General features: G+C 63.1%; 24 protein-coding genes, 2 tRNA genes and 1 other RNA gene. 9 read left to right on the forward strand and 18 right to left on the reverse strand.

Annotated elements, in window-relative coordinates:
• Nucleotides 1–180: 180 nt before the first annotated feature.
• From ENE74_RS10680 to tkt, 12 genes are all read right to left on the reverse strand, one after another.
• Complete coding sequence (locus ENE74_RS10680; protein ID WP_127690922.1) at nt 181–1,416, reverse strand: NADH-quinone oxidoreductase subunit D; 1,236 nt, start codon at nt 1,414–1,416, stop codon at nt 181–183.
• The gene (locus tag ENE74_RS10685; protein WP_127690923.1) at nt 1,416–2,303 is read right to left on the reverse strand and encodes an NADH-quinone oxidoreductase subunit C; all 888 of its coding nucleotides are present in this window, start codon (nt 2,301–2,303) and stop codon (nt 1,416–1,418) included. The genes ENE74_RS10680 and ENE74_RS10685 overlap by 1 nt, the downstream gene beginning before the upstream one ends.
• A 16-nt stretch (nt 2,304–2,319) precedes the next feature.
• Nucleotides 2,320–2,862, reverse strand: coding sequence for a NuoB/complex I 20 kDa subunit family protein (locus ENE74_RS10690; protein WP_127690924.1), 543 nt, complete (start codon nt 2,860–2,862; stop codon nt 2,320–2,322).
• The gene (ndhC, locus tag ENE74_RS10695) at nt 2,853–3,227 is read right to left on the reverse strand and encodes an NADH-quinone oxidoreductase subunit A (protein ID WP_127690925.1); all 375 of its coding nucleotides are present in this window, start codon (nt 3,225–3,227) and stop codon (nt 2,853–2,855) included. Before ndhC ends, ENE74_RS10690 begins: the two co-directional genes overlap by 10 nt.
• Before the next feature lie 211 nt (nt 3,228–3,438).
• Nucleotides 3,439–4,251, reverse strand: a complete 813-nt coding sequence (locus ENE74_RS10700) for an inositol monophosphatase family protein (RefSeq protein ID WP_127690926.1) — start codon at nt 4,249–4,251, stop codon at nt 3,439–3,441.
• Between the two features lie 151 nt (nt 4,252–4,402).
• Complete coding sequence (gene efp / locus ENE74_RS10705) at nt 4,403–4,966, reverse strand: elongation factor P (protein ID WP_127690927.1); 564 nt, start codon at nt 4,964–4,966, stop codon at nt 4,403–4,405.
• A 91-nt stretch (nt 4,967–5,057) separates the two neighbouring features.
• Nucleotides 5,058–6,137, reverse strand: coding sequence for a L,D-transpeptidase family protein (locus ENE74_RS10710; protein ID WP_127690928.1), 1,080 nt, complete (start codon nt 6,135–6,137; stop codon nt 5,058–5,060).
• Nucleotides 6,138–6,373: 236 nt separating this feature from the next.
• Nucleotides 6,374–7,081, reverse strand: coding sequence for a thiamine phosphate synthase (thiE, locus tag ENE74_RS10715; RefSeq protein ID WP_127690929.1), 708 nt, complete (start codon nt 7,079–7,081; stop codon nt 6,374–6,376).
• Between the two features lie 61 nt (nt 7,082–7,142).
• Entirely contained in the window at nt 7,143–8,036 is an 894-nt protein-coding gene (locus tag ENE74_RS10720) for a fructose bisphosphate aldolase (RefSeq protein ID WP_127690930.1), read from the reverse strand.
• A 54-nt stretch (nt 8,037–8,090) separates the two neighbouring features.
• Nucleotides 8,091–9,296 (reverse strand): phosphoglycerate kinase, encoded by a 1,206-nt coding sequence (locus ENE74_RS10725; RefSeq protein ID WP_127690931.1) that lies wholly within the window; start codon nt 9,294–9,296, stop codon nt 8,091–8,093.
• Nucleotides 9,297–9,435: 139 nt separating this feature from the next.
• Complete coding sequence (gene gap / locus ENE74_RS10730) at nt 9,436–10,446, reverse strand: type I glyceraldehyde-3-phosphate dehydrogenase (RefSeq protein WP_127690932.1); 1,011 nt, start codon at nt 10,444–10,446, stop codon at nt 9,436–9,438.
• Nucleotides 10,447–10,464: 18 nt separating this feature from the next.
• Nucleotides 10,465–12,450, reverse strand: coding sequence for a transketolase (gene tkt / locus ENE74_RS10735; RefSeq protein ID WP_127690933.1), 1,986 nt, complete (start codon nt 12,448–12,450; stop codon nt 10,465–10,467).
• 204 nt (nt 12,451–12,654) lie between these two features.
• On the opposite strand from tkt, the gene ENE74_RS18245 reads away from it, so the two are divergent.
• The 5 genes from ENE74_RS18245 (at nt 12,655) to ENE74_RS10750 (ending at nt 14,211) form a co-directional block, all read left to right on the forward strand.
• Nucleotides 12,655–12,837: a hypothetical protein gene (locus tag ENE74_RS18245; protein ID WP_164847448.1), complete on the forward strand. Its 183-nt coding sequence runs from the start codon at nt 12,655–12,657 to the stop codon at nt 12,835–12,837.
• The gene (locus tag ENE74_RS10740; RefSeq protein WP_127690934.1) at nt 12,830–13,165 is read left to right on the forward strand and encodes a cell division protein ZapA; all 336 of its coding nucleotides are present in this window, start codon (nt 12,830–12,832) and stop codon (nt 13,163–13,165) included. The genes ENE74_RS18245 and ENE74_RS10740 overlap by 8 nt, the downstream gene beginning before the upstream one ends.
• Before the next feature lie 12 nt (nt 13,166–13,177).
• Nucleotides 13,178–13,334: non-coding RNA, 6S RNA (gene ssrS / locus ENE74_RS18725), on the forward strand.
• Between the two features lie 47 nt (nt 13,335–13,381).
• Nucleotides 13,382–13,963, forward strand: coding sequence for a 5-formyltetrahydrofolate cyclo-ligase (locus ENE74_RS10745; RefSeq protein WP_127690935.1), 582 nt, complete (start codon nt 13,382–13,384; stop codon nt 13,961–13,963).
• Nucleotides 13,960–14,211, forward strand: coding sequence for a DUF2842 domain-containing protein (locus ENE74_RS10750; protein WP_127690936.1), 252 nt, complete (start codon nt 13,960–13,962; stop codon nt 14,209–14,211). The genes ENE74_RS10745 and ENE74_RS10750 overlap by 4 nt, the downstream gene beginning before the upstream one ends.
• Before the next feature lie 41 nt (nt 14,212–14,252).
• On the opposite strand, the gene ENE74_RS10755 is transcribed toward ENE74_RS10750, so the two are convergent.
• Both ENE74_RS10755 and ENE74_RS10760 read right to left on the reverse strand, forming a co-directional pair.
• Nucleotides 14,253–14,329 (reverse strand) — tRNA-Asp (locus ENE74_RS10755).
• A gap of 43 nt (nt 14,330–14,372) precedes the next feature.
• Nucleotides 14,373–15,527, reverse strand: a complete 1,155-nt coding sequence (locus tag ENE74_RS10760) for an AI-2E family transporter (protein ID WP_127690937.1) — start codon at nt 15,525–15,527, stop codon at nt 14,373–14,375.
• Between the two features lie 201 nt (nt 15,528–15,728).
• Between ENE74_RS10760 and ENE74_RS10765 the strand changes: the two genes are divergently transcribed.
• Entirely contained in the window at nt 15,729–16,154 is a 426-nt protein-coding gene (locus ENE74_RS10765) for a hypothetical protein (RefSeq protein ID WP_420902586.1), read from the forward strand.
• A 68-nt stretch (nt 16,155–16,222) separates the two neighbouring features.
• Entirely contained in the window at nt 16,223–17,002 is a 780-nt protein-coding gene (locus ENE74_RS10770; protein ID WP_127690939.1) for an SDR family NAD(P)-dependent oxidoreductase, read from the forward strand.
• A gap of 4 nt (nt 17,003–17,006) precedes the next feature.
• Here the strand turns inward: ENE74_RS10770 and ENE74_RS10775 are convergent, their stop codons facing one another.
• From ENE74_RS10775 to thyA, 4 genes are all read right to left on the reverse strand, one after another.
• Complete coding sequence (locus ENE74_RS10775; RefSeq protein WP_127690940.1) at nt 17,007–18,308, reverse strand: dihydrolipoamide acetyltransferase family protein; 1,302 nt, start codon at nt 18,306–18,308, stop codon at nt 17,007–17,009.
• Between the two features lie 4 nt (nt 18,309–18,312).
• Nucleotides 18,313–19,317, reverse strand: a complete 1,005-nt coding sequence (locus tag ENE74_RS10780; protein ID WP_127691173.1) for an alpha-ketoacid dehydrogenase subunit beta — start codon at nt 19,315–19,317, stop codon at nt 18,313–18,315.
• Between the two features lie 32 nt (nt 19,318–19,349).
• A complete protein-coding gene (locus tag ENE74_RS10785) occupies nt 19,350–20,633 on the reverse strand; it encodes a 3-methyl-2-oxobutanoate dehydrogenase (2-methylpropanoyl-transferring) subunit alpha (RefSeq protein ID WP_127690941.1) in 1,284 nt (427 codons plus the stop codon).
• 104 nt (nt 20,634–20,737) lie between these two features.
• Complete coding sequence (gene thyA / locus ENE74_RS10790) at nt 20,738–21,670, reverse strand: thymidylate synthase (RefSeq protein ID WP_277601368.1); 933 nt, start codon at nt 21,668–21,670, stop codon at nt 20,738–20,740.
• 176 nt (nt 21,671–21,846) lie between these two features.
• Between thyA and ENE74_RS10795 the strand changes: the two genes are divergently transcribed.
• Both ENE74_RS10795 and ENE74_RS10800 read left to right on the forward strand, forming a co-directional pair.
• Complete coding sequence (locus ENE74_RS10795; RefSeq protein WP_164847450.1) at nt 21,847–22,203, forward strand: JAB domain-containing protein; 357 nt, start codon at nt 21,847–21,849, stop codon at nt 22,201–22,203.
• 112 nt (nt 22,204–22,315) lie between these two features.
• Nucleotides 22,316–22,392 (forward strand) — tRNA-Pro (locus ENE74_RS10800).
• The last annotated feature ends 38 nt before the right edge of the window (nt 22,393–22,430 follow it).

Here is a 22,430-nt window from a genome sequence, read left to right on the forward strand (position 1 = left end):
GAATAAGCGTGCAATTCGCCGCACCAGGGAAATAGCTGGCAGGTGCATTACTGTCTTGGCGTATATATGCTAGAACTTCACTCGCGCCCTCGCCTTGCATGCTAAAGGCCGGAGATTCCGCAGCCTGCGAACAAGCAGGTATTGCGAGTGCTAGCAGAGACCAATGTGCATGCACCTTCCTCACCGGTCACACTCCCCGAACACGATATCCATCGCGCCAAGAACGGCGGTGACGTCGGCGAGCATGTGGCCCTTCATCATGAAGTCCATCGCCTGCAAATGCGAGAAGGCGGTCGGGCGGATCTTGCAGCGATAGGGTTTGTTCGACCCGTCACTGACCAGATAGACGCCGAATTCGCCCTTGGGGCTTTCGGTCGCAACATAGACTTCGCCGGCGGGCACGTGGAAGCCTTCGGTATAGAGCTTGAAGTGGTGGATGAGGGCTTCCATCGACCGCTTCATTTCGGCGCGGCGCGGTGGCGCAACCTTGCGGTCGTCGGTCAGCACCGGGCCTTCGGGCATCTGCTGGAGGCATTGCTTCATGATGCGGGCGGACTGGCGCACTTCCTCGACGCGCACCATGAACCGATCATAGCAATCGCCGCTGGTGCCGACCGGCACGTCGAAATCCATGCGATCGTATACATCATAGGGCTGCGCCTTGCGGATGTCCCACGGGATACCGGAACCGCGGATCATTGGGCCGGAAAAGCCCCATTTGATCGCGTCTTCCTTGCTCACCGTCGCGATATCGACATTGCGCTGCTTGAAGATGCGATTGTCCGCGACAAGGCTGATCGCATCCTCGAAAAGGCGTGGCAAACGGTTATCGAGCCAGTCGCCGATGTCGGTCAGCAGCTTCAGCGGCACATCCTGATGCACGCCGCCGGGACGGAACCACGCCGCATGCATGCGCGCGCCGGACGCCCGCTCGTAGAAGTTCATGCAATCCTCGCGGATTTCGAACATCCACAGGTTCGGCGTCATCGCGCCCACGTCCATCACATGAGAACCCAGGTTCAGCATATGATTGGAAATGCGCGTCAGTTCCGCAAAGAACACGCGCAGATATTGCGCGCGCAGCGGCACTTCGAGATTCAGCAGCTTCTCGATCGCCAGCACATAGCTGTGCTCCATGCACAAAGGCGAACAATAATCGAGCCGGTCGAAATAGGGCAGCGCCTGAAGATATGTCTTGTATTCGATCAGCTTCTCGGTGCCGCGATGGAGCAGGCCGACATGCGGATCGACGCGCTCCACGATCTCCCCGTCCAGCTCCAGCACCAGGCGCAACACGCCATGCGCGGCGGGATGCTGCGGGCCGAAGTTGATCGTGTAGTTCTGGATTTCCGTGTCGCCCGACGTCGGGTCCGCCGCGTCTGTCACATGATCCAGTTCGTCGAGATAGTCAGCCATCAGCTTTCACCCTTGGGCGCTTTGGGCTTGCGCGCAGATTTCGGCTTCGCAGCCCCCTCGCCCGTCGCCTCCGCCTTGGGCTTGGCTGCGCGCGGTTTGCGGACCGGCTTGTGCGCTTCTTTTTCGGCGCCTTCGCCTGCGCCGGTCCGGCCCTTGTGCTCGGTCGTCTTCGGCGTGGCAGCGGCGGGCGCACCCTTGGGTGCGGTATCCGCAGGCGCCGCAGCTGGCGCAGGCGTCGCGGCGGGCGAAGCCGCAGGCGTCGGCGCGCCGGGTGCCTGCCCGACCTTCTCGTCGCCAGGCAGAACATACTCTGCGCCTTCCCAGGGCGACATGAAATCGAAACTGCGGAAATCCTGCGCCAGTTTCACCGGCTCATAGACGACCCGCTTTTCTTCCTCGGAATAGCGCAGCTCGACGTGGCCGGTCAGCGGAAAGTCCTTGCGCTGCGGATGCCCCTTGAACCCGTAATCGGTCAGGATACGGCGCAGGTCACCGTTGCCGGAGAAGATGACGCCGTACATGTCGAACACTTCGCGTTCCAGCCAGCCCGCAACCGGCCACAGCCCGGTGACGGACGGCACCGGTGTATCTTCGTCGGCGGAGACCTTCACCCGCAGGCGATGATTCCGCGTCAGGCTGAGCAGATGATAGACCACCTCGAACCGTTCCGCACGTTCGGGATAATCGACGCCCGCGATCTCCATAAGCTGCTGATACTGCGCCTTGTCGCGCAGCGCCGCCATCGCCTCGACCAGACGATCGCGGTCGACTGTCAGGCTCAGCTCGTCGGCGTGATCGACGCTATCGAGCAGCATCGATCCCAACAGGCCTGCCAGCTCGTCGGCTATACCGTCTATGACGGCAATCCTGGGTGCGGAATGGCTCATCTTTAACGCTTGCCCCTCACCGCTCGATCGTCCCGATGCGGCGGATTTTCCGCTGCAACTGCATCACGCCATAGAGCAACGCCTCGGCGGTCGGCGGACATCCGGGGACGTAGATGTCCACCGGCACGATCCGGTCGCAGCCGCGTACGACGCTGTAACTGTAATGGTAATAGCCGCCGCCGTTCGCGCAGCTTCCCATGGAAATCACATATTTCGGCTCCGACATCTGGTCATACACGCGGCGCAGCGCCGGGGCCATCTTGTTGCACAGCGTGCCCGCGACGATCATGACATCGCTCTGGCGCGGGGACGCGCGCGGCGCCGCACCGAAACGCTCCATGTCGTAACGCGGCATGTTGACGTGAATCATCTCCACCGCACAGCACGCCAGACCAAAGGTCATCCACCAGAGCGAGCCTGTGCGCGCCCAGGTGAACAGGTCTTCGGTCGAGGTGACCAGAAATCCCTTATCCTGCACTTCCGCATTCAGATCGTTGAAGAATGCGGTGTCTGGCAGGGTGCCCTGCGGAGGGACAGCCGGGCTGAGTTCTACTCCCAATCGAGTGCTCCCTTTTTCCAGGCATATATGAGACCGAGAACGAGTTCGAAGATGAAAACCATCATCGTCGCCCATCCGGCCCAGCCGATCTGGTCGAGGCTGACGGCCCAGGGAAACAGAAACGCCGCTTCCAGATCGAAGATGATGAACAGGATCGCCACCAGATAGAAACGCACGTCGAACTGGCTGCGCGGCTCCTCGAACGCGGGGAAGCCGCATTCATATTCGCTGAGCTTCGCGGCATCCGGCTTGTGTGCGCCGGTCAACCGGGAAACCGCCATCGGCAGGAACACGAAGGCACAGGACAGACCGAGCGCAACGGCCAGAAACAGCAGGATCGGCAGATATTGGGCGAGATCGACCAACGGAATCCCCATGGCGAAAGTGGCGTGTTGGAGCGGCTTTAGGACTGCTGCACCCGCGAAGCAAGGGCGTGAAACGTGAGAATGATTCTCAATTATGGTGCCCTAGAGTTCCGTTTTGCCGTTCGGTTCGAACAGCTTCGAGCGAAGACGAGAAGCGCCCGTCGAGAAGCGTTCTCGACAAGCTCGAACCGACCGGCGGGAGTGGTATCGCCTATCGCAAGGCCCCTGCGACCAGCTTGTGCAATTTGCTGTGGATCACGTCATTGCCCGCCAGCACTTCGCGCCGTTCCAGGACCTGATCGCCGCCACGGAAATCGGTGACGAAACCGCCAGCCTCGCGCACCAGGAGCATCCCAGCGGCCACGTCCCATGTGGATAGCCCGCTTTCCCAGAATCCGTCATATCGACCGGCGGCGACATGCGCCAAATCCAATGTTGCGGCGCCGAAGCGGCGGATGCCCGCAACGGCGGGTGCCACGGCCCCGAAGATCCGGCTCCACTGCGCTATGTCGCCATGGCCGAAGAACGGGATGCCCGTTGAAATCAGCGCATCGTCCATATTGCGCCGGGCCGAAACGCGCAGCCGCCGGTCGTGCAGCCAAGCCCCGCGGTTCTTTTCCGCCCAATAGCTTTCATCGGTGATCGGCTGATAGACGATGCCCGTCGTGATCTCCCGCTTGCCGTTGGGCATCGGTTCCTCGACCGCGATCGAAATCGCGAAATGCGGGATGCCGTGCAGGAAGTTGGTGGTGCCGTCCAGCGGATCGATGATCCAGCGCGGCTTGCTGGGATCACCCGCAATCTCGCCGCCTTCCTCCGCCAATATGCCCCAGTCGGGCCGCGCCTTGCGCAGTTCCTCGACCACCGTTTCCTCCGCGCGCTTGTCGGCGATGCTGACGAAATCAGCCGGGCCCTTGCGGCTGACCTGCAAATGCTCGACTTCGCCGAAATCACGGCGCAACCGCGGCGCGGCCTTGCGCGCGGCGCGTTCCATAACGGTGAGCAGGCCTGAATGCGATACCATGACAAAACTCCCCCCTCCCTTTCAAGGGAGGGGCCGGGGGTGGGTGCGATTGCGCAGCAATCGCTGGCGTAAGCCAAGGGGCAAGACCGGACGCTCCCTGCGGTCGCGACCCACCCCTTCCCCCTCCCTTGAAAGGGAGGGGCTCACAAAGTCAGTCCGCGCGCTTCACATATTCGCGCGCATAGACATCGACGACGATGCGCGTGCCCGCCACGATATGCGGCGGCACCATCACGCGCACGCCATTGTCCAGGATCGCAGGCTTGTAGGATGCGGATGCCGTCTGCCCCTTCACCACCGCGTCGGCCTCCACGACCGTCGCTTCGATCGTGTCGGGTAATTGGACCGAAATCGGGCGATCCTCATACATTTCCAGCGTCACTTCCATGCCGTCCTGCAGAAACTCCGCGGCCTCGCCGATCAGGTCTGCGGCCAGATTGATCTGCTCATAATTTTCCTGGTCCATGAAGACGAGCATGTCGCCCTCGGCATAGAGATACTGGAAATCCTTGGTATCAAGGCGGATACGCTCGACGCTTTCGGCGGAGCGGAAACGCACGTTGTTCTTGCGCCCGTCGATCAGGTTCTTCAGCTCGACCTGCATATAGGCACCACCCTTGCCGGGCTGCGTATGTTGAATCTTGACGGCGCGCCACAGGCTGCCTTCATATTCGATGTTGTTGCCAGGACGAATGTCCACGCCGCTGATCTTCATGCGCTCGATCTCGCTATTCAGGATTTGAAAAGAACCGGTGGCGCGCCTTACAGCGACGGCGCTTTCAGGGCAAGGGGGCGTCCGCGACGGCTTATGGCTCGAAATGCGCCTTCACGCCCGTCGCCACCATCTGCGCCAGGCGCACCGCGTCCCAGTTGGTCAGGCGGATGCACCCGTGGCTCTCGCTCCGCCCGATCAATTCGGGATTGGGCGTGCCGTGGATGCCGTAATGCGGTTTGGACAGGTCGATCCACACGGATCCCACATCGCTGTTCGGCCCGGACGGCAGGGTCACGCTGTCCTCGCTGTCGCTCACGTCCCAGAACAGGCGGGGATTATAGTGAAATTGGGGATTGCGGCTGACGCCCTTGATCGTCCAGTCGCCGATCGGCAACGGATCATGTTCGCTGCCCATGGTCGCGGGAAATTGCGCGATCAGCCTGCCGTCCTCGGCATAGGCACGCAGCACCCCTTCGGACTTGTCGACCACGATCCGGTCCGCCTTGGACTGGCGCGCGGACACGCCCAGTTGCATCAGCGTCTCGCGCCACTGGATGTTGTCGGGCGCATCGGTCAGATCGACTTCGCCGACATTGGGCACCCGGATGATGCCGTCACGCCGCCCGTTGGCCGGGTTCAGCGTTGCCAGCACCGCAGGGGTGGTATGAAAACGCTCCGCCAGCATTTCGGCGATGTCGCGATAGGCGAGCATGGGCAGCTTCGCTTTCTCCTTAGCGTCCTTCGGCATTTGCGGCACGAACGCCGCTTTCGCAAAGCCTTCGGGTATCCGCACCAGCCGTGTGGCCGGGCGGTCCTTCCATCGCTCCAGCGCCTTTATCGTCGCCGCATCATATTTCCCGGTGTCGGGCAGGTCATTGGCGATCTGGAACCCGCGCAGCGCCAGCGCATAGTCGCGCCCTTCCTTGCCGTCGATGATCTTGGGCGAAAAGCCCAGGCTGTCGAGCAGCGCCTGCGTCCGCATCACCGGATTGTCCGGCCAGCCCGTGTCCGGCCCGGCATCGGCAAAGCCATAGGCCGTCGCCATCACAGCCTGTGGATCAACGGGTTTGGGTGCAACGGCCGGAACCGCAGCATTGCTGCTTGCCGGGTCATCGGAAAGTCCGCACGCCGAAAGCAGCAACGCCGCCGCCAGTCCTATCCGATGTCGCATTGTATAGTGTCCCGCCAACCGCTTTTCGGTTCAACGCGCAGGCAGGGCATTAGGGTGCGTGACAATGCCGAAAAGGGCGACGGCATCTTGTCCTACAGAAGCGCATCCGCGCTATCGTGCAGCCATGCGCAAACCCGCTTCCCGCAACGAGCGCACATTTTCTGCCGCGCAAAAATCCATGTTTTGCGTGCAAAGCATGTGTTTACCGTAACCTTTGTTACCTTTGTTGGATCAACTCAGGCGGAAGTGCGGCTTTGCCCCAGCACTTCGGCAAAGGCTGCTACGCCCGCCGCCGGACCATCGGGATGCTGCCACACGGCGCTCGATACGGCGATGAAATCCGCGCCTGCCGCCACCAGCGGCGCGGCATTTTCCGCCGTGATCCCGCCGATCGCGACGCACGGCAGTTCGAACACCGTCGTCCACCAGCCGAGCAGCGCGGGGTCTGCGAAATGGCGCGCATCCTTGGTCGTGCTGGGATAGAATGCGCCGAAAGCGACATAGTCCGCGCCTGCTTCGCCTGCTTCCATCGCCAGATGACGGCTGTCGTGGCAGGTCACGCCGATCTGAACTTTCGGCCCCAGTTGCGCGCGCGCATCGCGCGGGTCGCCATCCCCCTGCCCCAGGTGCACGCCATCCGCACCCAGCCGCTTGGCAAGGCCGATACTGTCGTTGATGATGAAGGCTACGTCCCGCTCGGCGCATATCCGCTGCAAAGGCTCCGCCAGCGCGGCAATGGCGTGATCGTCGATGCCCTTCAACCGCAACTGGAATGCGGCCACCTTGCCGGCATCAAGCGCCGCGGCAAGGCTGTCGGCAAAGCGGACGTCGATCGACGGCGGCGATATCAGATAAAGCTGGCATGCCGGCCGGAAGCCAGGCTGCCCGAATTGCGCGGCAAAGTCGGGCGATATCTTCAGCTCATCGTCGGTAAAGTCGGTCATGACAGATGCCCTAGCCTGTTCGTCATCCCCGCGAAAGCAGGGATGACGCGCGGTGCTTGGGTCAGCTCTTCACCGTCGATGCCGCGTGAATCTCGTCGATGGCCTGGCCCAGCGACGCATCGAACTCCGCATCGGTCATCTGATGGCGCAGATCGTTGAGCAGCGCGCGGCTGAAACTGGCGATGATGCCGCGGTTCTTTGCCAGTTCCACGCAGGCCTCGCTGCGGGAAAAGCCCCCCGACAGCGCGACCACGCGCAATACGCGCGGATGATCGACCAGCGGATCGAACAATCCGGCAGTCTCGGGCAGAGACAGCTTGAGCATGACCTGCCGATCGCCTGGCAGCGCGTCCAGCGCCTTCAGGATTTCCTCCAGCAATATCTGGTCGGCCCCGGCCCGTTCCGGCGACTTGATGTTCACTTCCGGTTCCAGGATCGGCATCAGCCCGGCGGCGAGGACCTGCTGACCGACGGCAAACTGCTGCTTCACGATCGCGGCGATACCCTCGCGATTGGCCAGATTGACGACCGAACGCTCCTTGGTGCCATAGACGCCCAGCGCCTTTGCGCGTGCCAGCAAGGCATCGAGTTCAGGCATCGGCTTCATCATCTGGACGCCGTTAGCTTCGTCCTCCAGTCCCTTGTCGATCTTGATGAACGGTACCACGCCCCGTTCGGCGAGCACCTGCGGCACCGGTTTTCCGTCGGCGAGGCCATCCATCGTCCGCTCGAACAGGATCGCGCCGATCACTTTTTCGCCCGTAAAGACCGGCGATGTGATGATGCGCGTACGCATCTGATGGATGAGCGCGAACATCTCCTCGTCATTCGCCCATGCGCCATCCTCGATGCCATAGCCCTTGAGCGCCTTGGGCGTCGATCCGCCGCTCTGGTCGAGCGCGGCGATGAAGCCCTGCCCTGCGGCGATTTTCCGCGTCATGTCTTGATCCAGCATCTGCACATACCTTCTCGTACTTCGGGGCCGCCCCGACGGCGGCCGCTTCAATGGCTATTGCGTCATCAGCGCCTTGACGCCCGGCAGTTCCTTGCCTTCCATCCATTCCAGGAAGGCGCCGCCCGCGGTGGAAACGAAAGTGAAATCGGCCGCCACCCCGGCATGATTGAGCGCCGCGACGGTATCACCGCCACCCGCCACCGATATCAGCGACCCTTCGCGCGTCAGTGCCGCAGCCGTCCGCGCCAGCGCGACGGTCGCGTGATCGAACGGGGCCATTTCGAACGCGCCCAGCGGCCCGTTCCACACCAGCGTCCGGCACGTCTTGAGGACATCGCCCAGCGCCTCGACAGCGGCCGGGCCAACATCAAGGATCATTTCATCGGCCGCGACTTCATGGACGTTGCAGGTGCGCAGCGACGACGGATTGGCGGCAAACTCCCTGGCGACCACAACGTCATAAGGCAGATGGATGGTACAGCCTGCACGCTCCGCGGCATCCAATATGCCTTCGGCCGTCGCCGCCAGATCATGTTCGCACAGCGACTTGCCGACATCGACGCCACGCGCCGCCAGGAACGTGTTCGCCATGCCACCGCCGATGATGAGATGATCGACCCGGGTGACGAGATGCGTCAGAACATCGAGCTTGGAAGACACCTTCGCCCCGCCGACAACAGCCGCGACCGGCTTTTCGGGCGCACCCAGCGCCTTTTGCAAAGCGTCCAGCTCCGCCTCCATGGCGCGCCCAGCAAAGGCAGGCAACACATGCGCCAGCCCCTCGGTTGAAGCATGGGCGCGATGCGCGGCGGAGAACGCGTCGTTGACATAATAGTCGCCCAGCGCGGCCATGGCCGCGACCAGCGCCGGATCATTTTTTTCCTCGCCGCCATGAAAACGCGTGTTTTCGAGGATCGCGATATCGCCCGGTCGCATCACGGCAATGCCGTCAACCGCCGCCTGTCCCTGACAATCGGGGATGAATTGCACGTCGCGACCCAGCACATGGCCAAAACCGCGCGTGATAAGGCTGAGCGACATATCCGCCGACTTCTGCCCTTTGGGCCGTCCGAAATGCGCGAGGACAAGCACCTTTGCACCGCGATCGGCCAGTTCCAGCACGGTCGGCATCGCAGAGCGCATGCGCGTGTCGTCGCTGATCGCGCCGTCCTGCATTGGCACGTTCAGATCCTCGCGCACCAGGACGGTCTTGCCATGGATGTCGCCCATGTCGTCGAGTGTCTTGAACGGCTTGGTCATGCTGATCTCCAGTATTTCCGTTCGGGCTGAGCGAAGTCGAAGCCTTCGACAGAGCAAAGCGAGGTCAAACGCCTTCGCTTCGCTCTGGCAGACCCTTCGACAGGCTCAGGGTGAACGGACCATTATAGGCTGCCCGCCCCTACAGCAGCCCCGCGACCACGCCGCTGGTGTCGACCATACGGTTGGAGAAGCCCCATTCATTGTCGTACCAGCTCAGCACGCGCACCAGCTTGCCGTCGATCACGGCCGTTTCCAGGCTGTCGATCGTGGAGCTGGCAGGCGCATGGTTGAAATCGATCGAGACCAGCGGTTCGTCGGTATAGGCAAGTACGCCCTTGAGCGGACCGGATTCCGATGCGGCTTTCAGCAGCGCGTTGATTTCCTCGACGCTCGTGTCGCGCTTCGGCGTGAAGGTCAGATCGACCACCGACACATTGGGCGTCGGCACACGAATGGCCGAACCGTCCAGCTTGCCCTTGAGCTCGGGCAGCACCTCGCCGACCGCACGGGCCGCACCTGTCGTCGTGGGGATCATCGACATGGCGGCGGCACGCGAACGGCGCGGATCGCTGTGAATCTGGTCGAGGATCTTCTGGTCGTTGGTGTAGCTGTGGATCGTGGTCATCAGGCCGCGCTCGATCCCGACGCTGTCGTTCAGCACCTTCGCAAAGGGCGCAAGGCAGTTGGTGGTGCATGATGCGTTGGAAATCACGATGTCATCGGCCGTCAGCGTTTCGTGGTTCACGCCGTAGACGACGGTCTTGTCCACGCCCTTGGCAGGCGCAGAAATAACGACGCGCTTGGCACCCGCTTCCAGATGCTTGGATGCCGAAGCCTTGTCCGCGAAGAAGCCGGTGCATTCCAGCGCGATCACCACGCCCTGCGCCGCATGCGGCAGCTTGGCGGGGTCGCGCTCGGCCGTCACGGCGATGCGCTTGCCGTTGACGATCATGTCGCTGCCGTCGACTTCGACCGTGCCCGAAAACGGACCATGGACGCTGTCGCGCTTGAAGAGCAGCGCGTTGGCCTTGGCATCGCCCAGATCGTTGATGCTGACCAGTTCCAGATCATGGTCGGTCCGCTCCAGTATGGCGCGCGCGACAAGGCGACCGATACGGCCGAAACCGTTGATGGCTACTTTCACAGTCATAGGGGCAATTCCTCCGTGTCAGACCTTGAGGGCCGCCGCGATCTGCGGGGCGATGGCGTCGGCGGTCAGGCCGAAATGCGTGTAGAGCGCGTCGATCGGCGCGGACGCGCCAAAGCTGTCGATACCGAAACGCAAGCCGTTGCGGCCGGTATAGCGTTCCCAGCCCAGCGTGACGCCGGCCTCGATCGAGGCAATCAACGTGTCGGCAGGCAGCAGGTCGGCGCGATAGCTATCGTCCTGCGCCTCGAACAATTCCCAGCTCGGCATGGAAACGACATCGGCACCGATGCCCTGCGCTTCGAGCTGCGCGGCCGTCGCGACGGCGATTGCGACTTCGGAGCCGGTGGCGACGATGACAACCTGGCGCGGCGCCACGGCAGCGCGGAGGCGATACGCACCCTTTGCGGAGAGATTTTGCGACACGTCGTCCCGCAGCTGCGGCAGATTCTGCCGCGTCAGTGCCAGAACCGAAGGGCTGTCGCCGCTCGCCAGCGCAAGCGCCCAACATTCCGCCGTCTCGACCGCATCGGCGGGGCGGAACACGTGCAGGTTCGGGATCATGCGAAGCGACATGACATGTTCAACCGGCTGATGCGTCGGCCCGTCTTCGCCCAGCCCGATGCTGTCATGCGTCAGCACATAGATGACCCGCGCGCGCTGCAAGGCCGACATGCGGATGGCGTTGCGGCAATAATCGCTGAAGACGAGGAACGTGCCGCCATAGGGAATGACGCCGCCATGCAACGCCATGCCGTTCATCGCGGCGGCCATGCCGAACTCGCGAATGCCGTAATAGACGTAGCGGCCCGCATAATCGTCGCGGCTGAGCGGCAATGTCGCCTTGGTCTTCGTATTGTTCGATCCGGTGAGGTCCGCCGATCCGCCGATCATTTCCGGCAAGACAGGCGTGATCGCCTCCAGCGCCATTTCGCTCGACTTGCGCGTGGCAACGTTGGCGGGCTTGACGATCAGGCCTTCGAGATAGGTCGTCATCGCCGCATCGCCTTCCGGCAATTCGCCCGCCATGCGCCGCTCGAACTCAGCCTTGTCGGCGCTCGCGTTCAGGCGGGCCTGCCAGTCCGCATGGGCCTGAGCACCGCGCTGGCCGAAGCTGCGCCATGCGGCGGCGACATCATCGGGGATCTCGAAAGGCGCACTGTCCCAACCGAGGAATGCCCGCGCTGCGGCAATTTCGTCGGCACCCAGCGGGGAACCATGAACCGCATGGCTACCCCCCTTGTTCGGCGCGCCATAGCCGATCGTCGTGCGACAGGCGATCAGCGAAGGCTGGGCGCTGGCCACGGCTTCATCCATCGCCCGGCGGATATCGGCAAAATCATGGCCGTCACATTCCATCACGTGCCAGCCCGACGCCCGATAACGCGCCTTGATATCCTCGCTGGTGGACAGGCCGGTATCGCCATCGATGGTGATGCGATTGTCATCCCACAACACATTCAGGCGGCCGAGCGCCAGATGACCTGCGAGGCCAACGGCCTCATGATTGATGCCTTCCATCAGGCAGCCGTCACCGGCGATAACCCATGTCGCATGATCGACCAGCGCATCACCGAACACCGCATTCAGGTGTCGCTCTGCAATCGCCATGCCGACGGCCGTCGCAAAACCCTGCCCCAGCGGCCCGGTCGTCGTCTCGACCCCGGCCAGTTCGAAGTTTTCCGGGTGACCGGCGCAGGGCGAGCCAAGTTGCCGGAATGCGCGGATGTCGTCCATCGTCGGCCGGGCATAGCCGGTCAGATGCAGCAGGCTGTAAATCAGCATGGAACCATGTCCCGCCGACAGCACGAAGCGGTCGCGATCGGCCCAGCCGGGCGCAGCGGGATCATATTTCAGATAATCGCGAAACAGCACGGTGGCGACGTCTGCCATGCCCATCGGCATACCCGGATGGCCGCTGTTTGCAGCCTGCACTGCGTCCATGGACAATGCCCTGATGGCATTGGCGAGCGTCGTTTCGGTGACGGCGGTATCAGTGGCAAGCATGGGCCGTCTGGTCTTCCCTGTCGATAGCCATGCCTGTCAAGCGACCGGGGCGGCGCGAGCAGGCGAGTCGGCGTTGCGCCCCATTTGTCGCCAGAAGCCCCATGCGTCAACCACGGCAACCATTTGCGGAAATGCCGTGGCGTGCCGACCGTCCGACACCATCATGGCTTTTGCACCCCGGCCACTTCCTGCTATGCGTCGTGGATGCCGGGCGATCGCATGAAACTGGCCATTGGCCGAATGGAACGCGCACTGACGCGAATCGAGCAGGCCGTCGATGCGCTGCCGGAGCAGCCGATGCCGCCGCTGCATAACGAAAAGGCGATCGAGGCGCTGAAGGCGCTCGACGCGCTGATCGGGGAACTGAAAGGTGCGCCGCATGGCTGAAATGACGCTGACGATCGGCGGCCGCCAGTATCAGATACACTGCCGTGACGGCGAAGAGGCGCAACTCGATCATCTGGCTGCGATCGTCGATGCCAAGGCGCGACAGGCGCGGCAGGCGACACCGGGGTTGACGGAAGTACGGCAATTGCTGTTCGCCGCCCTGTTCCTGGCCGACGAACTTGCAGAGGTGAAGCGCGAGGCGGCGGGTCGTCAGCGCACGCTCGATCTGCCGAGCGGCGATGACGACGCAGCGACCGCCGTCGAAGGTCTCGCAAAGCGGCTCGAAAAGCTGGCCGAGAGGCTTGCCCCCGCCTCCACCGCACCCTAGATAGGCAAGTGGCGGGCACTGCCTGGTACGAGCTTTAGCGAACATCCCTGAGGCGATAATCACATCCAAGGGGGCTGTCCCTAACCGGGCCTTGGCCCGACTTACATGGTCCCCACCTGACGTTGAGGCGTCAGAGGATATTCCAGCACACGGCCGAGGCGGTCCCGCCACCTTTCATTGCCCCGGCGCGGGCACAGCGGCGGGACGAGGGAACGTATGACCGACAAGCAAAGCCTGCGCAGAGAGGCGCGCGAACGGCGGCGCGGATTCGTCGCGGCGCTCGATCCGCTGGCGCACCGGCTTGCGTTCAAGGTGCTGCCGACGCCACTTGCCACGCTGATCGGAGGGCGCGGCACGATCGCGCTCTATCATGCCGTCGACGACGAAGCGCCGGCGCAGCGCCTTGCCCATGCCCTCGCTGCGCAGGGCAAGACGCTGGCCCTGCCCTGCGTACTCGACCGGCTGGGAAGCATGGAGTTTCGTCGGTGGCACCCGGACGATCCGCTGCTATCCGGGCCGTTCGGCACCAGCCATCCGGCTGCGGAAAACGGGCTTGTCGTGCCTGACGTCATCATCGCGCCGCTGCTCGCCTTTGACAGCGCGATGGGGCGCCTGGGCCAGGGCGGCGGCTATTACGACCGCAGTTTCGCGCGTCACGACACCGCGTTGCGTATTGGCCTTGCCTGGTCCGTGCAGCAGATGGCGCAGGTGCCGGTTGATCCGTGGGACTTGCCGCTGCATGCCGTTCTTACCGAAACCAGCCTGATCGAAGGCCCGATCGAAGGACCGCCTGCATGACCGACCCATCGGTTCCGCCGCACATCACCCCGGGCCAGCCAAGCTGGCGCAAGCCGGTCGGCATGCTGCTGATCCTTGTCATCATCACGCTCTGGGCTGTGATTGTGGGAAGCTGTTCACCCTGGATCGGGGCGCTGCCGATGTTGGTGCAGGTGCCGCTCTACATCATGGCGGGGATCATCTGGATATTCCCGATGAAGCCGCTGCTCGCGTGGATGGAAACGGGACGGTTCCGCTGGAAGGCCTGACCGACACAGGGAGCCATTTGCCGTAATAAAATCAGGGAAAATGGCGCGAGTGACGGGACTTGAACCCGCGACCTCCGGCGTGACAGGCCGGCGCTCTAACCAACTGAGCTACACCCGCGTACGGTGTGGAGGAGGCCAACTAGAAGAGCATGCCGGACCTGTCAACCGTCCTGCGGGCCATCTGTGACATTATCGTGATTTTCATGACGCGGTGCCGCCGTCAGCGTTCCCGCCTCGAATAAAAAGCCAGCAATATCGGGCCTTCCGGCGGCCGCAATCACGGTTTGCAGGATGATGAGCAGCGGCACTGCCAAGAGCGCGCCCGAAGTGCCCCACACCCATCCCCAGAAGCTGAGCGAAACGAGGATCAGCAGCGGATTCATTGTCAGGCGGCGACCGAGGACCAGCGGCGTGATCGCATTCGCCTCCACCAGATGAAAGCCGACCTGCACCGCCGCCGGCAGCAGCGCGATCCACACATCGTTGAACACCATGAGGCCGCCCAGCGCCAGCAGCACCGCGGCCAGTATCGGCCCGAAATAGGGAATGAAGTTGAGCAGGGCCACGATCCCGCCCCACATCAACGGCGATGGCATGCCCACCAGATACAGCGCCAGCGCGACGGCCAGACCAAGGCTGAGGTTGATGGTCGCTATCGTCAGCACATAGGCCGATGTCGAATCGACGACATTCTGGATCACCCGCGCGATCGCCAGGGCCCCGTCATAGCTCTCGCGGCTGCTGATCGTCTGCTTGCGCAGGCGCGTCCATCCCGCGAGGAAGAAATAGATGACAAGCAGTGCGAAGAACATCTGGATCAACGCCGATGGCGCCGAGGTCGCGGCAAACTGCAGCAGGGATCGCGGCGCTTCCACTGCCGCCGTCTGCGCCGCAGCGACCGGGCCGCTCGCCAGCATCTGCACGGTTTCGTCGACGAACCGCTCAAGCTGCGAATAGAAGTCGATCACCGGCGCGAGATTCGCCTGAATCTGCCCGATGCGCGACGGCAGGATCCGAAACCAGTCCGTCGCGGGGACGATGATCAGCACCAGCGCCGTATTGGCCACCAGCAGAAAGGATATGACTGCGATCAATGCGGCAAGGGCCGATGGCAGGCGATGCCGCTCCATCCATTCGAGAAAGGGTACGAGCGCGATGGCGATGACGATAGCGGCGGTCAGCGGCAGGAAAAACTCGGCTCCGGCGCGCAACGCAAAGGGAATGGCGAGCATCAACCCGACGCCCGCAATCAGCGCCAGCGACGCGAGCAGCCGATCGCGTCGGCGATCAATCTCGGCTCTGTCACTTGGCTGCACGTCGCGCCCTTCCTGTTGACGGTTCGCTTTCCTTTGCACCCCTGCGCCGCGCCGTCAAATGGCTGGGCACCCGATGTTAACCCTATTTTTCCGGTCGCAGGGCTAGGCAGGGTGCATCCCTATCGCCCGGATGCCTTCATGCCGTCACGCCGCCTGCCTCTTGCCACACTTTGCCGGACCTGCCTGGCCCTTACGGTGCCGATGACGCCGCTGGTCGCCGGAAAACCGTCTGTGGTCCTCGCATCGCATCTGTTTGTCGAACAGCTATCGACCGATGCCAACGGCAAGCCGCGCCGCACGCTCGTTCCCGTCAAACGCATCGAACGCGGTGACAGGCTGATCGTCGTCCTGCGCTATCGGAATGCCGGGCCGACGCCCGTAGACGGCGTTGCGGTGACCAACCCGGTCCCTTCCGCGCTGCGCATCGACATGACGAGCCCAGCCATGCAGGTTTCGATCGATCACGGCCAAAGCTGGGGCCGGCTCGATCAGTTGTCGGTGGCGACCGGTCTTGGCGGCACGCGGCGGGCCACTGCGGATGACGTTACTCATGTCCGCTGGTCCGTGCCGCATGCGCTTCGCCCGGGTGCGCAGGGTCAGGTCAGCTATCGCGCCATCGTGCGATGAGGCAGGCAATCGCAGTGCGCATGCTGTAGGGTCGGCACGTAACGTCTGATCCACGCGCGGAGAATGCCATGCCCCCTCATGCCCTCGTCACCGGTGCATCCGCCGGACTTGGCACATTATTCTGTGAAGCACTGGCACGGCAGGGCAAGCCGCTCGTCATCGTTGCCCGACGGGAAGAGAGACTTGCAGCCGTCGCGGCAGATCTCCGCCAACGTTTCGGCGTCACGGTTGTGCCCATAGCGATGGACCTTGCGTCCGCGGACGCCCCGGTGACGCTGTTTGCCAGGCTGGCCGAGCAGGACATCATCATCGACACGCTCATCAACAATGCCGGGTTCGGGGCGCGCGGCGCGTTCGATGCGATCGATCTTTCGGTGCAGACTGAAATGGTGGACCTCAACTGCCGCGGCCTGATGGCGCTCTGCCATCTTGCCCTGCCCGGGATGATCGCGCGGGGCGATGGCGCCATTCTCAACCTTGCGTCGGTCGCCGCATTTCTGCCCGGTCCCTACATGAGCACTTATTACGCCACCAAGGCATTCGTTCTCAGCCTGTCCCAGGCGCTGCACGAAGAAGTGAAGCACAAGGGCGTGCGCGTCAGCGCATTATGCCCCGGGCCGACCGAGACGGAGTTTGCCGCCGTCGCGGGGCTGGGCAACAGCAAGCTGTTCGCCACGAATGTCGCCAATGCCGCTGATGTCGTTCGCGACGGCATGGCCGCACTCCAGGCGAATCGTGCCGTCGCCGTTTCCGGCCTGTCCAACCGGATCGCGGTCGCGGCGCTGCGTTTCGCCCCGCGTGGCTTCGCACGGCGGACCGCCATGCGCCTGCAAAAGGCGCGTGGTTGACGGATCAGCTATCGAACAGCAGCACCGGCGTTTCGATGAGCTTGCGCAACGCCTGCACATAGCTGGCGGCGTCCCAGCCATCGACGACGCGATGGTCGCAACTGATTGAAAGGTTCATCAGCTTGGCGACGGCGATTTCGCCCTCGCGGATCACCGGGCGCTCGATCACGCGGTTGGGACCGATGATCGCCACTTCGGGCCGGTTGATGACCGGCGTGGTCGCAATCCCGCCCAAAGGCCCCAGCGAGGTGATCGTCAAGGTGGAGCCGGACAGTTCAGCCGACGTCGCCTTGCCGCTGCGCGCGGCATCCGACAGGCGACGGATTTCACTCGCCAACTGCCAAACATTGCGATCCTGCGCGTCGCGGATCACCGGCACCATAAGGCCCGCGTCGGTCTGCGTCGCCATGCCCAGATGCACCGCGCCATGCCGCGTCACGACGCCGGCCTCGTCATCATATCGCGCGTTGATCATCGGAAAATCGGGCACGGCCTTGCAGATCGCGACGATCAGGAAGGGCAGCAGGGTCAGCTTCGGCCGGTCGCCGCGATTCGCGTTCAGGTCGGCTCGCATAGCCTCCAGCGCGGTCACGTCGATTTCTTCGACATAAGTGAAATGCGGAATGTTCCGCTTCGACGCCGCCATATTTTCGGCAATGCGGCGGCGCATGCCGATCACCTTGATCGCCTCGTCCGCTCGCTTGCGCGACGTCCCCGCCGCGCGATAGCCCTGCCCCTGCCCGTAAAGCAGATAAGCGTCCAGATCGCTGTGGCGGATGCGGTCCGCTGTCGTGCGGACCTGCGTCAGGTCGATCCCCAGGTCCTTCGCACGGGCACGCACAGCGGGGGATGCGAGAATGGGTTCTGCCTTCTCCCTCTCCCCTTCAGGGAAAAGGGCCGGGGAGAGGGAGCTGTTATCAGAGGCTGGAACCGCATCCGCAACGCTGACATCCCCCTCTCCCAACCCTCTCCCCTGAGGGGGAGAGGGCTTTTCCACCACTTCCTCCACCCCAGGATTCTCCGCCTCCACGATCGCAGCCGCCGGCGCTTCCGCAACCCCCTCGCCTTCCGTCTCGATCACCACCAGCATAGCACCGATCGAAACCTGTTCGCCCGGCTCGCCCGCCAGTTCGACAACGGTTCCGGCAACGGGCGATTCCAGCTCGACCGTCGCCTTGTCGGTCATCATGTCGGCAAGACCTTGGTCCTCTTCGACCCGGTCGCCGAGTTTGACATGCCAGGCGACGATCTCGGCCTCGGAAATGCCTTCGCCGATATCGGGCAAGGTGAATGTGAAGCGTGCCATGCCGTCAGTCCTTCAGGATCTTGGTGATTGCGTCGCGGATGCGGATCGGCCCGGGGAAATAGGCCCATTCCAGGCTGTGCGGATAGGGGGTGTCGAAACCGGTCACACGCTCGATCGGCGCTTCGAGATGATAGAAGCACCGCTCCTGCACCAGCGCCGAAAGCTCCGCGCCGAAGCCGCTCGTCCGTGTCGCCTCATGCACGATCAGGCAATGACCGGTTTTCTTGACCGAAGCCTCGATCGCTTCGATGTCGAGCGGCACCAGCGTCCGCAGGTCGATGATCTCGGCATCGATCCCCATCTCCGCCACGGTACTGGCGACGACATGCACCATCGTGCCATAGCACAGGATCGTCAGTGCCTCGCCCGCCCGTGCGATCCGCGCCTTGCCCAGCGGTATGCGGTAATAGCCCTGTGGCACCTGCGCATCGGGATGGCCGCCCCAGTTGCGCGACGGACGATCATAATGCCCGTCGAACGGCCCGTTGTAGATACGTTTCGGCTCGAAAAAGATCGTCGGATCATTGTCCTCGATCGCGGCGATCAACAGGCCTTTTGCGTCATAGGGGGTCGCGGGAATGACCGTCTTGATCCCCGATACATGGGTGAAGATGCCCTCGGGCGACTGGCTGTGCGTCTGTCCGCCGAAAATGCCACCGCCAAAGGGCGACCGCACCGTCATCGGCGCGATGAACTCGCCCGCGGACCGGTATCGCAGGCGCGCCGCTTCGGAGACAAGCTGATCGAGCGCCGGATAGATATAATCCGCAAACTGGATTTCCGGCACGGGGCGCAGGCCATAGGCACCCATGCCCACCGCGACGCCGATGATGCCGCATTCGGTGATCGGCGTATCGAACACCCGGTTCTTGCCATATTTCTTTTGCAGGCCCGCCGTGGCGCGGAACACGCCGCCGAAATAGCCGACATCCTCCCCCATGACGACGACGTCCGGGTCACGCTCCATCATCACGTCCAGCGCGCTGTTGATGGCCTGAATCATGTTCATCTGAACGGCGTCGGCAGCGGTTTGCGTGTCAGTCATACCCCGGCCGCCTTCTTTTCGCGCAGCGCCATCGCGAGTTGCTCCTTGAGATGCCAGGGCATGTCCTCGAACACATCCTCGAACATCGTCTCGAAACCCTGATGCATGCCATGACCGAGAATGCCGTTCTTCTCGGCTGCGCGGGCGGCGTCCTTCACCAAATTGGCAAGCTCCAGGTCCATGGCTGCATGGCGTTCCTCGTCCCAGATGCCGAGCCCAATCACATGCGCCTTGAGCCGTGCGATGGGATCACCCAGCGGCCAGGCGCTGCCTTCGTCGGCGGAGCGGTATTGGCCCGGATCGTCCGATGTGCTGTGCCCTTCGGCGCGATAGGTGAAATGCTCGATCAATGTCGGCCCGGCGTTGCTGCGGGCGCGGTCGGCTGCCCAGCGCGTCGCAGCATAAACCGCCAGCGCGTCATTACCGTCCACCCGCAGGCTGGCGATGCCGTAGCCGACGCCACGCGCCGCAAAAGTTGTGTTCTCACCGCCGGCAAAGCCCGAAAAGCTGCTGATCGCCCACTGGTTGTTGACGATGTTGAGGATGACCGGCGCGCGATAGACGCTGGCGAAGGTGCAGGCGGAATGGAAATCGCCTTCGGCCGTCGATCCCTCCCCGCACCATGTTGCCGCGATTCGGGTGTCACCGCGCGCCGCACTGGCCATCGCCCAGCCAACCGCCTGGGGCCACTGCGTCGTCAGATTGCCGGAAATCGAGAAGAAACCAGCATCACGCACCGAATACATGATCGGCAACTGCCGCCCCTTCAGGCGATCGGCACTGTTCGAGTAGATCTGGTTCATCATGTCGATCAGCGGCCAGTCGCGCGCGATCAACAGGCCCTGCTGGCGGTAGCTGGGAAAGCACATGTCGTCATAAGCCAGCGCATGGGCGGCGGCGATCGACACGGCCTCCTCGCCCGTGCATTTCATGTAGAAGCTCGTCTTTCCCTGCCGCTGTGCCCGGAACATGCGCTCATCGAATGCGCGCGTGAGCGCCATCGACCGGAGCATGCGCAACAGCATGTCGTCGGCAAGGTTGGGGTTCCACGGGCCTACAGCCCTGCCTTCATCGTCCAGCACCCGCACCAGACCGTAAGCCAGATCACGTATCGCTCCGGCTGACGCTTGTTCGTCCGGTCGGGGCGTCACACCGGCGGCCGGTACGTCGACGTCACTGAAATCAGCGGTATCGCCGGGACGGAAACGTGGCTCTGGCACATGCAATGTCAGCGGCGGCAGATTGCGCCCCTGATGTTCGCCGGAAACGAAATCGGTCATCGCTGCTCCAAGCGCCGTTCTTGTGCGGCGCAACATTGTTGCCCATGCCCGCTATATTATTACACCGCCGCAGAAAGGCAAGCCTTACTGTCCTAAATTGCAGTTTACACGGCGACAGGCGCGGAAATTGGGGCCTGCGGCGCATAATCGACGACGTCGAAATCGGCGATATCATAAGCGAAGATGCTGTCTGGCCGTCGACGCAATATCAGTTTCGGCGCGCCGGATGGCGTACGATCAAGCTGCGATTCGACCAGATCGGCGTGGTTGAGATAGAGGTGCACGTCGCCACCGCTCCAGATCGCCTCACCCGGCGCGAGATCGCATTGCTGCGCCAACATCCGTGTCAGCATCGACAGGCCGAAGATGTTGAACGCGAAGCCTAACCCCAGATCGCAACTCCGCTGGAAGAGCAGGCCGGACAGTCTGCCGTCGCTGACGTGGAACTGATAGGTCATGTGACAGGGCGGAAGCGCCATTCCGGCCAGATCGGCGACATTCCACCCCGTGAACAGTAGACGGCGTGAACCGGGATTGGTGCGGATCGCATCGACCAGATCGGCAATCTGGTTATGCCCCTGCGCCGCGCGACGGAACAGCCCGTCTCCGGTGGGTTCGTAGCGTGGCCAGTTAGTCCATTGCGCGCCATAGACCGGGCCCAGATCACCCCATTGCGCGGCGAAATCGGGCTCCGCGATGATCCGGGCCTCGAATGTGTCGCGGTCGATATCTTCCCCCGTTGCCTGGCGATAAGTCGCCAGCGGCCAGTCGGTCCAGATGTGCACGCCTTGTGCCACCAGCGGACGGATGTTCGTGTCGCCGCTCAGGAACCACAGCATTTCACGGGCAGCGGCCTTCCAGTACACGCGCTTGGTCGTAAGCAGCGGCACAGCGTCATCGGCCAGGCTGAAGCGCATCGTCGCCCCGAAGATCGACCGCGTGCCGACGCCGGTCCGGTCGATCCTTTCGTCCCCATGTGTCCATATATGGCGCATCAGGTCGAGATATTGCTGCTCGTAATGCGTTTCTGTCGGCACGATGATCAGCCCCTCGATTCCCGGTAGGCGATCAGCCTTAGCGCAGCGGTCTCGACGATCCAATCATGTGTCGTGCTCCGCTGATTGGTCCGATTTGGTCGGATCATCCGCTTATGCCCTGCGAAACGGAGAGAGTTGGCGGTGGCGCAGGACGGGGAATCGATGATCCTGACGCCATGTCCCGTCCCTTCGTTCCACCGCAACTGTCTCCGGTTTCCACGCCGCGCGAATGCGGCCTTGTCGTTCTGGTCGATATCCGTGGCCGGGCGATCGACCGTATCATGTTCCACGGCACGGCCGACCGCCTGCCCCTGCCCTGGCGCCGGATCATACAAGCCGTTGTGCGCACCCGTTGCAGGGGCATCATTCTGCTGCACACGCACCCCTCGCCCAATGCCTCGCCCAGTGCCGCCGACATCCGGGTGACACGCCGCCTCGCGCGGATGCTTGCACCGCTCGGCGTGCGGCTGTGCGATCATGTGATCGTGGCCGGCCCATGCCATTTCAGCTTTCGAAGCGCAGGGCTGGTGTAGGCGGCGGCGGATGGCAAAAAAGCGGCAACGCAACGCTTGCCACATCGGCAACCCCAAACTATAGACCGCCGCCTGCCTTGACGGGACGGTGCCTGCACTGTTCCGCATCGGTCGGGGAATAGCTCAGCCTGGTAGAGCACTGTCTTCGGGAGGCAGGGGCCGGAGGTTCGAATCCTCTTTCCCCGACCACAACATTTGCTTCGCAAGATGCCTCAACCCCCGCTCCT

Source organism: Sphingobium algorifonticola (assembly GCF_004005485.1).
Taxonomy (GTDB): Bacteria; Pseudomonadota; Alphaproteobacteria; order Sphingomonadales; family Sphingomonadaceae; genus Sphingobium; species Sphingobium algorifonticola.

Excerpts from the sequence above, each read along its gene's own strand:
- ENE74_RS10710 (WP_127690928.1), bottom strand. The coding sequence starts at position 6,137 with ATGCGACATCGGATAGGACTGGCGGCGGCGTTGCTGCTTTCGGCGTGC.
- efp (WP_127690927.1), bottom strand. The coding sequence starts at position 4,966 with ATGAAGATCAGCGGCGTGGACATTCGTCCTGGCAACAACATCGAATAT.
- ENE74_RS10785 (WP_127690941.1), bottom strand. The coding sequence starts at position 20,633 with ATGACCGATTTCGTTTCCGGCGAACATCAGGGGCGCAATCTGCCGCCG.
- ENE74_RS10700 (WP_127690926.1), bottom strand. The coding sequence starts at position 4,251 with ATGGTATCGCATTCAGGCCTGCTCACCGTTATGGAACGCGCCGCGCGC.
- ENE74_RS10725 (WP_127690931.1), bottom strand. The coding sequence starts at position 9,296 with ATGACCAAGCCGTTCAAGACACTCGACGACATGGGCGACATCCATGGC.
- ENE74_RS10745 (WP_127690935.1), top strand. The coding sequence starts at position 13,382 with ATGACCGACAAGCAAAGCCTGCGCAGAGAGGCGCGCGAACGGCGGCGC.
- thiE (WP_127690929.1), bottom strand. The coding sequence starts at position 7,081 with ATGACCGACTTTACCGACGATGAGCTGAAGATATCGCCCGACTTTGCC.
- ENE74_RS10775 (WP_127690940.1), bottom strand. The coding sequence starts at position 18,308 with ATGGCACGCTTCACATTCACCTTGCCCGATATCGGCGAAGGCATTTCC.
- ENE74_RS10795 (WP_164847450.1), top strand. The coding sequence starts at position 21,847 with ATGTCCCGTCCCTTCGTTCCACCGCAACTGTCTCCGGTTTCCACGCCG.
- ENE74_RS10780 (WP_127691173.1), bottom strand. The coding sequence starts at position 19,317 with ATGAACATGATTCAGGCCATCAACAGCGCGCTGGACGTGATGATGGAG.
- tkt (WP_127690933.1), bottom strand. The coding sequence starts at position 12,450 with ATGCTTGCCACTGATACCGCCGTCACCGAAACGACGCTCGCCAATGCC.
- ENE74_RS10680 (WP_127690922.1), bottom strand. The coding sequence starts at position 1,416 with ATGGCTGACTATCTCGACGAACTGGATCATGTGACAGACGCGGCGGAC.
- ENE74_RS10685 (WP_127690923.1), bottom strand. The coding sequence starts at position 2,303 with ATGAGCCATTCCGCACCCAGGATTGCCGTCATAGACGGTATAGCCGAC.
- ENE74_RS10750 (WP_127690936.1), top strand. The coding sequence starts at position 13,960 with ATGACCGACCCATCGGTTCCGCCGCACATCACCCCGGGCCAGCCAAGC.
- ENE74_RS10720 (WP_127690930.1), bottom strand. The coding sequence starts at position 8,036 with ATGCTGGATCAAGACATGACGCGGAAAATCGCCGCAGGGCAGGGCTTC.
- ENE74_RS10740 (WP_127690934.1), top strand. The coding sequence starts at position 12,830 with ATGGCTGAAATGACGCTGACGATCGGCGGCCGCCAGTATCAGATACAC.
- ENE74_RS10765 (WP_420902586.1), top strand. The coding sequence starts at position 15,729 with ATGACGCCGCTGGTCGCCGGAAAACCGTCTGTGGTCCTCGCATCGCAT.
- gap (WP_127690932.1), bottom strand. The coding sequence starts at position 10,446 with ATGACTGTGAAAGTAGCCATCAACGGTTTCGGCCGTATCGGTCGCCTT.
- ENE74_RS18245 (WP_164847448.1), top strand. The coding sequence starts at position 12,655 with ATGCCGGGCGATCGCATGAAACTGGCCATTGGCCGAATGGAACGCGCA.
- ENE74_RS10770 (WP_127690939.1), top strand. The coding sequence starts at position 16,223 with ATGCCCCCTCATGCCCTCGTCACCGGTGCATCCGCCGGACTTGGCACA.